This is a genomic window from Noviherbaspirillum sp. (assembly GCF_035627455.1).
Lineage (GTDB): Bacteria > Pseudomonadota > Gammaproteobacteria > Burkholderiales > Burkholderiaceae_D > Noviherbaspirillum.
On the sequence record NZ_DASPLS010000102.1, the window covers coordinates 1 to 13,095 of the forward strand.

The 13,095-nt window shown below is 63.8% G+C and carries 10 protein-coding genes; 4 read left to right on the top strand and 6 right to left on the bottom strand.

What is annotated here, in order from left to right; translation table 11 throughout:
• On the bottom strand, positions 1-2,177 hold a 2,177-nt coding region (locus tag VEC01_RS19800), incomplete at its 3' end, for an indolepyruvate ferredoxin oxidoreductase family protein (RefSeq protein WP_324902639.1).
• 193 nt (positions 2,178-2,370) lie between these two features.
• Between VEC01_RS19800 and VEC01_RS19805 the strand changes: the two genes are divergently transcribed.
• Positions 2,371-2,607 (top strand): hypothetical protein, encoded by a 237-nt coding sequence (locus tag VEC01_RS19805; RefSeq protein ID WP_324902640.1) that lies wholly within the window; start codon positions 2,371-2,373, stop codon positions 2,605-2,607.
• Positions 2,608-2,613: 6 nt separating this feature from the next.
• On the opposite strand, the gene VEC01_RS19810 is transcribed toward VEC01_RS19805, so the two are convergent.
• A complete protein-coding gene (locus tag VEC01_RS19810; protein WP_324902641.1) occupies positions 2,614-3,552 on the bottom strand; it encodes a LysR substrate-binding domain-containing protein in 939 nt (312 codons plus the stop codon).
• A 2-nt stretch (positions 3,553-3,554) separates the two neighbouring features.
• A complete protein-coding gene (locus VEC01_RS19815; protein ID WP_324902642.1) occupies positions 3,555-3,998 on the bottom strand; it encodes an Lrp/AsnC family transcriptional regulator in 444 nt (147 codons plus the stop codon).
• 121 nt (positions 3,999-4,119) lie between these two features.
• Here VEC01_RS19815 and yedA point away from each other — a divergent pair, with 121 nt between their 5' ends.
• Both yedA and VEC01_RS19825 read left to right on the top strand, forming a co-directional pair.
• Positions 4,120-5,037 (top strand): drug/metabolite exporter YedA, encoded by a 918-nt coding sequence (yedA, locus tag VEC01_RS19820; protein WP_324902643.1) that lies wholly within the window; start codon positions 4,120-4,122, stop codon positions 5,035-5,037.
• A 24-nt stretch (positions 5,038-5,061) separates the two neighbouring features.
• Complete coding sequence (locus VEC01_RS19825) at positions 5,062-5,694, top strand: LysE family translocator (protein WP_324902644.1); 633 nt, start codon at positions 5,062-5,064, stop codon at positions 5,692-5,694.
• 35 nt (positions 5,695-5,729) lie between these two features.
• Here the strand turns inward: VEC01_RS19825 and VEC01_RS19830 are convergent, their stop codons facing one another.
• Both VEC01_RS19830 and VEC01_RS19835 read right to left on the bottom strand, forming a co-directional pair.
• On the bottom strand, positions 5,730-6,767 hold the full coding sequence (locus VEC01_RS19830) for a GGDEF domain-containing protein (protein ID WP_324902648.1): 1,038 nt from the start codon (positions 6,765-6,767) through the stop codon (positions 5,730-5,732).
• 283 nt (positions 6,768-7,050) lie between these two features.
• Positions 7,051-8,799 (bottom strand): PHA/PHB synthase family protein, encoded by a 1,749-nt coding sequence (locus tag VEC01_RS19835; protein ID WP_414691477.1) that lies wholly within the window; start codon positions 8,797-8,799, stop codon positions 7,051-7,053.
• Between the two features lie 235 nt (positions 8,800-9,034).
• On the opposite strand from VEC01_RS19835, the gene VEC01_RS19840 reads away from it, so the two are divergent.
• Positions 9,035-11,941, top strand: coding sequence for a PAS domain S-box protein (locus tag VEC01_RS19840; protein ID WP_324902646.1), 2,907 nt, complete (start codon positions 9,035-9,037; stop codon positions 11,939-11,941).
• A gap of 187 nt (positions 11,942-12,128) precedes the next feature.
• Here VEC01_RS19840 and VEC01_RS19845 read toward each other — a convergent pair.
• A partial coding sequence (locus VEC01_RS19845) for a GGDEF domain-containing phosphodiesterase (RefSeq protein WP_324902647.1) occupies positions 12,129-13,095 on the bottom strand: 967 nt, incomplete at its 5' end.

The following is a 13,095-nucleotide window of genomic DNA, read 5'->3' on the forward strand; positions in this document are numbered from 1 at the left end:
GTCCTGGACTTCTTCAGCGTGCCGCCTTCCACCGTCACGAAGCTCGGGCAGAAGCCCTTCACGCAGGAATAATCCTTGTTGCAGGACGACTGGTCGATCGCGCGCTTGCGGCCGAACTCGGTTTCCAGCGGCATGATCGACGTGCAGTTGGACTGGACACCGCAGTCGCCGCAGCCTTCGCATACCGCGTCGTTGATGAACAGGCGCTTGTTCGGGTCCGGATATTCATTCTTCTTGCGGCGGCGGCGCTTTTCAGCGGCGCAGGTCTGGTCGTAGATCAGGACGGTGACGCCCGGCACCTCGCGCAGTTCGCGCTGCACCGCGTCCATGTCCTTGCGGTCGTGCAGGGTGACAATGGATGGCAGGGAAGAGCGGTCTTCATAGCGGCCCAGATCTTCCGTTACCAGCGCGATGCGCTTCACGCCTTCGGCCACCATCTGCTGTGCGATCATCGGCACCGAAGTGATGCCGTCCACCGGCTGGCCGCCGGTCATCGCGACCGCGTCGTTGTACAGGATCTTGTAGGTGATGTTGACGTTGGCCGCGACCGCCGCGCGGATGGCGAGATAGCCGGAATGGAAATAGGTGCCGTCGCCGAGGTTCTGGAACACATGCGGCACCTTGGAGAAGGCTGCCTGCCCGATCCACGGGGCGCCTTCGCCGCCCATGTGGGTGGTCAGCTTGTTGAATTCCGGGTAGATGGCCGTTGCCATCACATGGCAGCCGATGCCCGCCAATGCGAAGCTGCCTTCGGGCACCTTGGTCGATGTGTTGTGCGGGCAGCCGGAGCAATAGTACGCCGGGCGCGGCGGCGTGTTCACGGCTTTGGACAGCACCTTGTCTTTCGCTTCCAGGAAGGCCAGGCGGGCCTTGATCAGGTCGCTGGTGTGGAAGCGCGCGATGCGTTGTGAAATCACGCGGGCGATCTGCGCAATCGAGAAATCGGCCTTGGGCGGCAGCAGCCATTCACCGCGCGGATGCACCCATTCGCCCTTTTCATCGAACTTGCCGATCACGCGCGGACGCACGTCGTCGCGCCAGTTGTAGAGCTGTTCCTTGAGCTGGTATTCGACGATCTGGCGCTTTTCCTCGACCACCAGGATCTCGTCCAGCCCTTGCGCGAACTCGCGCACGCCGTCCGGCTCCAGCGGCCACGGCATCGCCACCTTGAACACGCGAATGCCGATGTCGGCCGCCATCTTTTCGTCGATGCCGAGTTCTTCCATCGCTTCCAGCACATCCAGGTAGGACTTGCCGGAGGCAATGATGCCCAGGCGCGCTTTCGGGCTGTCGATGGTGGTGTGGTTCAGCTTGTTGGCGCGGGCATACGCGAGTGCCGCGTAGATCTTGTAATCCTGCATCAGCGCTTCCTGCTTGCGCGCCTGGATGCCGAGGGTGTCGGTCGACAGCCGGGTGTTCAGGCCGCCTTCCGGCATGATGAAGTCGGTCGGGTATTCGATCTTCAGCCGGAACGGATCGGCGTCGACCGAAGCGGTGGACTCCACGGTATCGGCCAGCGCCTTGAAGCCGACCGCGCAGCCGGAATAGCGCGACATCGCCCACGCGTGCAGCCCGAGGTCGAGGTATTCCTGCACGTTGCACGGGTACAGCACCGGGATCATGCAGGCGGCAAAGATGTGATCCGACTGATGCGGCAGCGTCGAGGAATACGCGCCGTGATCGTCGCCGGCCACCAGCAGCACGCCGCCGTGTTTCGCGGTGCCGGCATGGTTCATGTGCTTGAAGACGTCGCCGCAGCGGTCCACGCCCGGGCCCTTGCCGTACCACATCGCGAATACGCCGTCGTACTTCGCCGGACCGATCAGGTCGACTGTCTGCGTGCCCCAGACGGCGGTCGCCGCCAGGTCTTCGTTGACCCCGGGCACGAACTTGATATGGTTTTCCTCCAGCAGCTTTTGCGCCTTCCAGAGATTTTCATCGAGGCCGCCGAGCGGCGAGCCGCGGTAGCCGGATACGAAGCCGGCGGTGTTCAGGCCGGCGGCGAGGTCGCGCTGGCGCTGCATCAGCGGCAGGCGCACCAGGGCCTGGATCCCCGAGATGAAGATCTTGCCGGAGGTGGAAGTGTATTTGTCGTCGAGCTTGACGGGGGCGAGGGCAGGCTTGCCGTCCTTTGCGGCATTGGCTTGCCCAGCAGTGGCCACTGCTGTGTCGGGCATGTTGTCTTCTCCAAAAGGTTATTTCAGATAGCACCTGGCAGGGCGGCGCCGGGGTAAGGCGACTGATTGCCAGGATGCAAGACCGGGGTAGCGGTCGTGAGCGTTTTTGCATGCAAATGCGCTACGAAGAAGTGTAAGGCGCGGCAGCGGCTGGCGCAAATACGGAATGCGGATAGGGGTATAAGAAAAATCAATGGCTCGTAAAAAGAGCGGGCGGCTCGATCCGAGCGTCTGGCCGGTGTCGCTGCCGGCTTGGCGCAACACATGGCGCGCGACACCGAAGAGGGCAGCGCCAGCCTGCCGCTCCGCATGCAGGTGCTGGAAAGGCCGTGGCGCGAGCATGGCGCTGGCGGCGCTGAGGGCGATCGGGCGCGCGGCGCGGCAGCGGCCGGATTTCCCGCATGTGCCGCACCGGCCGGCGCTGCCCTGACGCCGCTTACGAACGCCCGAGGCAGTGCGCGCCGAGCCAGCGCCCGCTGTCGCACAAGCCGTGGCTGATGTCGACCACCAGCCGGGCGACCGCGGCGGCGGCATTGGTGAGCGGAATGTTCTTCGACGAGCACAGCACCACGGTGCGCGAGATCGACTGGCCGGTGATTGCATGCGCGATCATTTCGCCGCGCTCGACCTCCGACAACACCGGCGCCACCGGCAGGATCGTGGCGCCGATGTCGGCCAGCAGCGCTGATTTCAGGATCGCGACCGAATTGATGTCGATGACCTGCGCGAGCGTCAGCCCGGCCGACTGCACCACGCGCTCGATCCGGGGCCGCACGCCATGCTGCAGCCCGGGCAGGATCAGCGGCGCCTGCACCGCACGAGCGAGGGGCAGCCTGGTTCGCGCCGGCGCGAAGCGGGAGCCGGCGCGGGTGATGAACATCAGCTCTTCCTCCACCAGAGGCGTGACGGCGAACGCGCCGAGCTGGCCGTCGTCGAACAGCACCGCAAGATTGATGCGCCCCGATTTCAATTGCTCGATCAGGTTGCCGGACAATTCTTCGGTCAGCTGCAGCGAAATTTCCGGATAGGTTTCGCGCACCGCCGTCAGTAGCGGCAGCGCGAGCGCGCCGGAGACGCTTTGCGGAATCCCGAGCGCCACGGTGCCGGCTGGGCGGCCGGTCGACTGCGCCACCGCCCATTTCGCATCCTCGACTTGCTTGAGGATCGCCTGCGCATGCTCGTAGAAAGTCTTTCCGGCGTCGGTCGCCATCACGCCCTGCGCTGAGCGGTGCAGCAGCTGCGCGCCGAGCTCCTCCTCGAGCTGCTGGATCTGCTGCGTCAGCGCCGGCTGCGCGACGTGCAGCACGCGCGTCGCGCGCGACAGCGAGCCATGGTCGACGATGGCGACGAAATAGCGGAGTTGGCGCAGTTCCATGGCTAGACCGGCTTGATTGCCTTGTGCTGAATCGATGAGGACAGGATCAGCGACGTCGAAGTCACGCCGCAGCGCGTCAGTTCGGCGATCACCTTCTCCAGTTCGGTCACCGACGGCGCGACCACCTTCACGATGCTGCAATCGTCGCCGGTGATGGAATGGCATTCGACGATCTGCGGCACTTGCGCGGCGACCACTTCCACCGGCGTTTCATGGCTGCGCTTGGAGACGCGGATGAAGGCGGTGATGCCGTAGCCTAGCGCGGCCGGATTGACGCGCGCATGGTAACCGGCGATCACGCCCGCCGCTTCCATGCGGCGCACCCGTTCGGCGACCGCCGGCTGGCTCATGTGAATCCGCCGTCCGATTTCGGCCAGCGTGGTGCGCGCGTCGGCCTGCAGGATCTCGAGGATGCGGGCATCCATCGCGTCGAATTCGATTTTCACGGCTATTCCCCTCTATTTCGATGAAAGAAAAGTTTTGTGATCTTGTTTGCCTTTGATTATGCATTCAATTTGCGGTTTTTGGCGCATACACTGTTCTCCATATAAAAACCACAAGTCAACCATGAAAACGCTGCCGAAACCCGTTCTGCTCGCACTGCTCACCGTCTACCTGGTCTGGGGATCGACCTATCTGGCGATCCGTTTCGCGTTGCTGTCCTTTCCGCCTTTCCTGCTGATGGGCACGCGCTTCCTGGTTGCGGGGACGGTGCTGTACCTGTGGCTGGCGCTGCGCGGAAACCCCGCCCCGAACTTGCGGCAATGGCGTGACGGCGCGGTGGTCGGCGTGCTGTTGCTGGGCGGCGGCATGGGGCTGACGGCGGTCGCGCAGCAGTATGTGTCGTCCGGTATGACAGCGGTATTCATTGCTGCCGCGCCGTTGATGTTTGCATTGTGGGCCGGGCTGTTCGGGGACTGGCCGGGACCGCGCGAATGGACCGGCATCGTAATAGGCTTCGGCGGTGCGGCCCTGCTTGCCGGCGGCGGCGAGTTCCGGGCGCAGCCGGCCGGCGTGCTGGCGCTGGCCGGCGCCGTCACCTGCTGGACTTTCGGTTCGGTGTTGTCACAGAAAAAACTGGCGCTCGCACCAGGTGCGATGGGCTTTGCGAGTGAGATGCTGGCCGGCGGCGCGTTTCTCGTGGTCGCCGGCTGGCTGCAAGGCGAGCGGCTTGGCGCATCCTTCGACAGCCGTGCGCTCCTGGCGTGGGGCTATCTGGTGACCGCCGGATCGCTCGCCGCCTTCTCCGCTTACATGTATCTGCTGTCCAAGGTCAAGCCGGCGCTGGCATCGAGCTATGCCTACGTCAATCCGGTGATCGCGGTGCTGCTCGGCGTAGGGCTGGCGGGAGAAACCCTCGGCGCGCGCGAACTGCTGTCGATGGCAATCATCCTCGGCAGCGTGATCCTGCTGACTACCGCGAAGGCAACACCCAAAAACACGAATGCGTCCGCTGCGGCTTCCGCCGCGTCTTCCACAACCTGATCCACCCGCCCCAAGGAGGCCTGCATGAACTGGGAAACTTATCTGATTTTTCTCGTCACCACCGCCGTGGTCTGCCTGACACCGGGGCCGGCGGCGCTGCTGGTCGTCGCGCAAGGCATCAGCAACGGCTACCGCCGCTCCTACTGGGCGATCGCCGGCATCGCCTTGGCGAACGCGGTCTATTTCGCGCTGTCGGCGACCGGCGTGGCGGCGCTGATCGTTGCCAGCGGCACGCTGTTTTCGGTCATCAAATGGATCGGCGTCGCCTATCTGTTCTACCTAGGCCTGTCCGCGATGCGCAGCAAGGCGAGCGCCCTGACGGTCACCCATGGCAGCAGCCAGTCGGTACATGGCTTGCGGGCGTTCTGGCAGGCGGTGGTGGTGGAACTGTCCAATCCCAAAGCGTTGCTGTACTTCGTCGCCCTGCTGCCGCAGTTCGTGGACCCCACACGCCCGGTCGCGTTGCAAATGCTGGTATTCGGCGTCACCTGCATCGGGCTGGATGTGGGTGCTTACAGCCTGTATGCCTGGCTGGGCAGCAAGACGCAGCGGTTCACGGCAAACGAGCGCTTTGTAAGGAACAGCAACCGCGCATCGGGCGGACTGTTGATGCTGGCGGGGGCGATGATGGCAACGGTGAAGCGGGCGGTGCACTGAGCTGCTCAGCCTGGCGCGCCGGCGCCGGGCAGGCGTCAGAAGAACTCGACCGTATCGTTCGACACTTCGGAATGCAGTTCGCCGCTCTGCACCAACTCGTCGTAGTAGCAGACCCGGTTGCGGCCGTTCGCCTTGGCATAATAGAGCGCCTGGTCGGCGTGGCCCAGGATCACGACCGGCGATTCAGCGGAAATGCTGGCAAAGCCGAGGCTGACCGTCACCTTGCCGACCTGCGGGAATTCATGCTGCTCGACGTTGGAGCGGAAGCGCTCGAAGATCTTGCGCGCGTCCGCCAGCGTGGTTGAACGCAGCAGCACCACGAACTCCTCGCCGCCGAAGCGGAACACGCGGTCCTGCGCCCGGAACGATGAGCGCAGCAGGTTGGCCACCAGGATCAGCACCTCGTCGCCATACAGGTGACCGAACTGGTCGTTGACTTTCTTGAAATGGTCGATGTCGACGACCGCCAGCCAGTGCCCGATGCCGGTCGTGTGCTTGTGCCGGCGCTCTTCCTGGTCCTGCGGCGACGCTTCCGGCGTGGCTGTGGACAGCAGCCGCGAAAACTTCTCGTCGAAGGTCTTGCGGTTGAGCAGGCCGGTGAGGGAGTCGCGCTCGCTGTAGTCGAGGATGTTCTGGTAATTGCGGTAGACGCTGAGGATGCCTTCGATCATGTGCAGCGTGCCGCTGTCGTAGGGCGTCGGATTGGTCACTTCAAGGCAGGTGCTGACCTTGTCGTTCAGCCAGACCGGCAGCCACAGCGTGCGGTCGCCGGCGGCGCTCACTTCTTCGATGCAGGACTTGCGCTGCTTGATGCTGTCGACCAGTTCCGGGTAGTTGTTGAGCGGTTCGCCGTTGTGGTCGACCGAGAAGTCTTCATCCGTCGATACTACGCTGCCGTCCTTGATCCACACGCGCGGCCGCATGAACAGCTCGTCGCGGAACCGGAACATTTCGTGTACGCGTACCTGGGATGCGCCGACGAGTTCATGCAGTGCCGACACCACGGAGCTGTCGAGCAAGGTATGGTCGCGTTGGCAGGTAATATCTACAAGGTGCTTGAGCAGTGCTTCCATCATCAGAATTCCGGCCTGCCCTTTGAGAAGTCCGCCCGCAACCGTGTACAGAGTGGTTTCAGCATGAAAGCGTGCTTGTCAGGCGTCTCGTAAAGAGGTGGCGAACTGAGCGCATCGATATTGCATCGCACAAAAGGCGCGGCGCAATCGACGTTTTCCTGTTGTCATTATTATGTATGTCGTCCGCAGCTATTCTATCCCGAATCCAGCCAAGAGTTGAAGGATGTCGCATTTATGCCATCGCAGGCGGCCTGCGCAGGCGCCGGGACAGCGCTTTCAGTGGTCAGCGCTCCAGCACATAGCTGCCGGGAGCCTCCGTCAGCGGCGGGTACCCGCGGCTCGTGGCGCCCATGGCGGGTGGCGCGGTTCGGCCGCTCGCGCGCTGTTCCAGCCATTCAGCCCAGGCCGGCCACCAGGAGCCGTCGATGCTCGGGTTGGACAGGTACCACTGCTCGGCATCCATGTAATTGGTGCGCGCGCGGCGGTGCGCGATGCGATAGTGGCGGCCGGTATGGCCGGGCTGGCTGACGATCCCGGCATTATGGCCGCCGCTGGTGAGCAGGAAGGTGACATCGGGGGCGGCGATCAGGTTGATCTTGTATACCGACTTCCACGGCGCCACATGATCGGTTTCCGTGGCGACCGCGAAAATCGGCGCGCGGATGTCGCCCAGCGCGATGGTGCGGCCGTTGACCTTGTAACGGCCGGCGAACAGGTCGTTCTTCAGGAACAGCCGGTGCAGGTATTCGCTGTGCATCCGGTAGGGCATGCGCGTGGCGTCGGCATTCCATGCCATCAGGTCGGTGTAGGTCTGGCGGCCGCCGACCAGGTATTGCTGGACGATCAGCGACCAGATCAGGTCATGCGAGCGCAGCAGCTGGAAGGCGCCCGCCATCTGCCGGTTGTCGAGGAAGCCCTGGTTCCACATGATGTCTTCCAGGTAGTTGAGCTGGCTGTCGTCGATGAACAGCGTCAGTTCGCCGGCCTCGGAGAAATCGGTCTGCGCGGCCAGCAGCGTGATCGAATTGAGGCGTTCGTCGCCGATCTGCGCCAGGTAGGCGGCGGCCATCGCCAGCAGCGTGCCGCCAATGCAGTAGCCAGCGGCATTTATCTTCTGGTCGGGCACGATCGCCCGCACCGCGTTCAGCGCTTCCAGCACGCCCAGCCGCAGGTAGTCTTCCATGTCGAGGTCGCGGTCCTGCTCGGTCGGGTTGTGCCACGAAATCATGAATACCGTATGTCCCTGGTCGACCAGGTATTTCACCAGCGAGTTGTGCGGCGACAGGTCGAGGATGTAGTACTTCATGATCCAGGCCGGCACGATCAGGATCGGCTCGGCGAACACCTCGCCTGTGGACGGCGCATACTGGATCAGCTCGATCAGGCGGTTGCGGTAGACCACCTGCCCGGGCGTGACCGCTACCTCGCTGCCGGGCATGAAGTTCTCCGTGCCCGCGGGCGGCTTGCCAGCCAGGTGCCGTTCCCAGTCCTGAAAGAAATTCATCAGGCCGCGCACCAGGTTGACCCCGTTCTCCCGCACGGTGGCGTCGAGCACCTCGGGATTGGTGGCGATGAAGTTGACCGGGGATATGGTATCGAGCAATTGTCGCGAAACGAAAGACACCACTTGTTCATGATGCGGCGATACGCCTCCGATACCGGTGGTGACGTTGTGCCACCACTGCTGGTTCAGCAGGAAGCCCTGGTGGATCAGGTTGAACGGCCAGTGCTGCCAGCCCTCGTTGCGGAAGCGGCGATCCTGCGGCAGCGGCGTGATGCACGGTTCCACCTGTCTTTCCGAAGAGGCGCGCGCTGCATACAGGCTGAACCGGGCCGCCTTGCGCACCGCCTTTTCGGCCAGCCGCTGCCATTTGCCGGGCGACTGCGCGAGATGCAGCATCCAGTCGGTATAGGCAAGCGCGAGACTGGCCGGCGAAATGCTTCCGGTGAAGCGTCCCATCGCCGCATGAATCAGGCGGTCGATCGTCGGCGGCGGCTCGACATCGGTAACCCCCCATGACGGAGGCGGCATCCTGGTCCCCGCGGCTTGCCCGTCACGGGTCACCGGTTCCAGCGTCGATCTTGGCCTGTCCATCGCTTCCTCCCTGTATCAGCCTCTTCCATGGTAGGGAGCACACCCGGATGTTGTTTGACGTGCATCAAAGGAGGGGGGATGCAAGCCGCTGCGCCCGGGCCGCCTGCGGCAAGAAACCGCAGGATCGATTCAGTGTCTTAACCACGGAGAAAACCCGACCCGTCCCATTTCGATGAAATCCCTGTTCCATGAGGCAACACAGGCCGAAGAACTGTACCGGCAAATCATCGACAACGCACTCGACGCCTTCATTGCCATTGATTGCGACAGCAGCATTCTTGAATGGAGCCGCCGTGCGGAGGAAACCTTCGGATGGTCCAGGGAAGAGACGATCGGCTTGCCGCTCACCGCGTTCGTGATTCCTGAACGCTACCGGCAAGCGCATCTTTCCGGACTCAGGCACCATCTCGAGACGGGCGGCGGCCGGATCGTCGGCAGGCGGATGGAGATGCAAGCCCGCCGCAAGGATGGAAGCGAGATTCCGGTCGAGCTGACCGTCACGCCGATCGATAGCCCAGGCAGGAAGATCTTCTTCGCGTCGCTGCGCGATATCTCGGCGCGCCGGGCGCTGGAAGACGAGCTGCACCACCAGGTCAGCATCACTCAGTCCATCCTCAACAGCATCGCCGGCGCGGTTGTCGTGGCGGACCTGGCCGAGCGGCTCATCATGGTCAACCCCGCGGCGCAGCGGCTGCTCAATGTCGCTCCGGTGGAGCTGCGCTCGCAGCAGTTGGTGCGGGCCTACACCCTGCTGCAGCAGGACGGGCAAACGCCGTATCCGGACGAACAGCGCCCGACGCTGCGGGCGCTGCGCGGCGAACATGTCGACGGCTTCGTTGCCATGATCCGCCACGACAAGCTGCCGGATGGCGCCTGGGTCAGCGTCAACGCGCGCCCGCTGCTGGACAGTCATGGCAAGCTGGTGGGCGGGGTCGCGATTTTCCACGACATCACCGAGCTGCGCCGCCGCGAGGAAGCGCTGGGCAGCCAGGCGCGCCAGCTGCAGGAACAGGCCAGCCTGCTCGACCTCGCGCATGATGCGATCCTTGCGCGCACCACCGACGACATCATCACCTACTGGAACCTGAGCGCCGAAAAACTGTACGGCTACAGCCGCGCCGAAGCGGTCGGACAGCACAGCCACACGCTGCTCAAGGCCCGGTTCCCGCAGCCGCTCGAGGAAATCCGGGCGATCGTGCGGCAGCAGCGCTACTGGGAAGGCGAACTGATCCATGTGACGCGCGACGGCCGGGAACTGACCATCTTCAGCCAGTGGGCGCTCGACTTCCTCGACGGCCTGCCTTACCGCTATCTGGAAACCAACGCGGACATCACGCAGCAGGTGCAGACCGAACGCGCGCTGCGGCAATCGCAGGAGGATTTCCGCATGCTGGTCGAGGCCTCGACCGACCACGCGATCATGATGATCGATCCGGACGGCGTGATCATGAGCTGGAATTCCGGGGCCGAGCGCATCATCGGCCTGTCGGTGCATGAAGCGGTGGGACGTCCGGTGGCGACATTGTTTACCGTCGAGGACCGCGGCGCCGGGGAGCCGATGCGCCAGCTCGAGGAAGCGCGCGACCGCGGCCGCTCCGACGACGATCGCTGGCATATCCGCCATGACGGCACCCGCTTCTGGGCAACCGGCGTGGTAACGCCGCTCTGGAACGACGACGGCAGCCTGCGCGGCTATGTGAAGATCATGCGCGACCAGACCTCGCAGCGCCTCGCGGAAGAGCAGACGCGCTTCCTTGCCAACCACGACGGGCTGACCGGGCTGCCGAACCGCGTCAATTTCAGCAATCAGCTGCACCAGTCGATCGCGCTTTCCCAGCGCAACAACATTCCGCTGGCGTTGCTGCTGCTAGACCTCGACCGCTTCAAGTACGTCAACGATACCTTCGGTCACCATACCGGCGACCTGCTGCTCAAGGAAGTCGCGCTGCGCATCGTGTCGTCGATCCGCGAGACCGATTTCGTCGCCCGCCTCGGCGGCGATGAATTCGTCATCATCCAGGCCGACGTGTCGCAGCCGGAAGCCGCCGACACGCTGGCGCGCAAGCTGGTGCTGGAGCTTGGCCGCCCCTATCAGCTCGACTCGAACGAAGTGATGAGCGGCACCAGCATCGGCCTGTCTGTTTATCCCAAGGACGCAAAGAACCCGGTCGAGCTGCTCAAGCGCGCGGACCTCGCGCTGTACCGTGCCAAGAACGCCGGACGCCACAACTACCAGTTCTATACCGCCGACCTGTTTTCGGAACAAACCTGGAAACGCGACCGGGAGGCCGCGTTGCGCGCCGCGCTCAAGAACCACCAGTTCGAACTGTATTACCAGCCGCAGGTCGACCTCAGCACCTGGCGCATCACGACCGTCGAAGCCTTGCTGCGCTGGAATGCGGCGGAAATGGAGACGGTGCTGCCGAACGAATTCCTGGACATCGTCGAGCAGACCGGCTTGATCGTCGAGGTCGGGGAATGGGCGCTGCGAGAGGCTGCGCACCAGGTGCGCCGCTGGCAGGCGCAGGGCCTGCACGACCTGCGCCTGTCGCTGAACTGCTCCGCGCGCCAGTTCAGCGATCCGAAATTCGTGACCATGATTCCCTCGGTGCTGAAGGATGCGGGTATCACGCCGGACAGCCTGGAGCTGGAGGTGCCCGAAGCGATGCTGGCGCGGCACCCGGAAATCAAGGAGCAGCTGTCGGATCTGCGGGCGCTGGGCATCCGCATCACGATCGATAACTTCGGCACCGGCGCGACCGCGCTGATGGACTTCAAGGAGTTCGGCATCGACGTGCTGAAAATCGACAGGGCGTTCGTGCAGCACCTGCCGCACCGGCGCGAGGACTCCGCGATCACCTCGGCCATCATCAGCCTGGCGCACAATCTCGGCGTTGCCGTCGTCGCCGGCGGCGTGGAGACCGCGGAACAGCTCGCCTACCTGAAGGCGCGGGACTGCACCAGTGCGCAGGGTTTCATCTTCAGTCCGCCGGTGCCCGCGCAGAAGTTCGAGGAACTGCTGCACGACGGCACCTGGTCGCACATGAACCGCATCCCGGCGCCCGGCGGCCTGCACTAGTAGATCATCCAGATGATTTTGATGACTGGAGGACCGTAGGGTGGGTTGAGCAACGCGAAACCCACCATGCGCCTCGACGGGCGTAGCCAAAACGGTGGGTTTCGCCTGCGGCTCTACCCACCCTACGATCCTGCCAGATTCATCTGGATGATCTACTAGCAGTTCGTGGGGGGAAACCTGAGGGGGCCTACGGCTCGCCGGTTTCCTCCTGCAGTTGCCGGGCGCGCACAAACGCCGCGCATTCGGCGGCCGGCAGCGGCCGGCTCACCAGATAGCCTTGCGCCTGGTCGCAGCCGAGGCTGGACAGGAATTCGAGCTGATGCGCGGTTTCCACACCTTCCGCGATCACCGGCAGCTGCAATGCGTGTCCGAGCTGGATGATGGCCTTGACGATAGCGGCGTCATCGGTGTCGCCCGGGACATCGCGCACGAAGGACTGGTCGATCTTGAGCTTGTCGACCGACAGCCGCTTCAGGTAGGCCAGGCTGGAGTAGCCGGTGCCGAAGTCGTCGATGGACAGCTGCACGCCTATCCTCTTCATGCGATGCAGGGTCTCCAGCACCGTCGTCGTGTCGTGCAGCAGCGCAGACTCGGTCAGTTCCAGTTCCAGCAGGGCGGGCGACAGGCCGGAATGGTTGAGCGCGTACATCACGGTTTCGAGGATGTCGCCGCGCTTGAACTGCTGCGCCGACAGGTTGACCGCGACCCGCATCTCCGGCAGCCCTTCGTCCAGCCAGGCCTTGGCCTGGCGGCAGGCTTCATTCAGCACCCATTCCCCGATCGGAACGATCAGCCCGCTTTCCTCTGCCAGCGGAATGAAGCGGCCGGGAGGAACCATGCCTTCATCCGGCCGCTGCCAGCGCACCAACGCCTCGACGCCAATGACGGCACCGCTGGCGATGTCGATCTGCGGCTGGTAATGCAGCACGAACTCGCGGTTCTTCACCGCCTTGCGCAGGTTGCCGTGCAGCTGCATGCGCGCTAGCGCATCGACGTTCATCGATGCGGAGAAGAAGTGATAGGTATCGCGTCCGCTGTCCTTGGCGTGGTACAGCGCGCTGTCGGCGTTCTTGAGCAGGGTATCGAAATCACGGCCGTCGGCGGGATACAGCCCGATGCCGATGCTGAAGCTGGTGCTGATGGTGTGTCCATCG

Excerpts from the sequence above, each read along its gene's own strand:
- VEC01_RS19805 (WP_324902640.1), top strand. The coding sequence starts at position 2,371 with ATGGCTCGTAAAAAGAGCGGGCGGCTCGATCCGAGCGTCTGGCCGGTG.
- VEC01_RS19810 (WP_324902641.1), bottom strand. The coding sequence starts at position 3,552 with ATGGAACTGCGCCAACTCCGCTATTTCGTCGCCATCGTCGACCATGGC.
- yedA (WP_324902643.1), top strand. The coding sequence starts at position 4,120 with ATGAAAACGCTGCCGAAACCCGTTCTGCTCGCACTGCTCACCGTCTAC.
- VEC01_RS19825 (WP_324902644.1), top strand. The coding sequence starts at position 5,062 with ATGAACTGGGAAACTTATCTGATTTTTCTCGTCACCACCGCCGTGGTC.
- VEC01_RS19830 (WP_324902648.1), bottom strand. The coding sequence starts at position 6,767 with ATGGAAGCACTGCTCAAGCACCTTGTAGATATTACCTGCCAACGCGAC.
- VEC01_RS19835 (WP_414691477.1), bottom strand. The coding sequence starts at position 8,799 with ATGCCGCCTCCGTCATGGGGGGTTACCGATGTCGAGCCGCCGCCGACG.
- VEC01_RS19840 (WP_324902646.1), top strand. The coding sequence starts at position 9,035 with ATGAAATCCCTGTTCCATGAGGCAACACAGGCCGAAGAACTGTACCGG.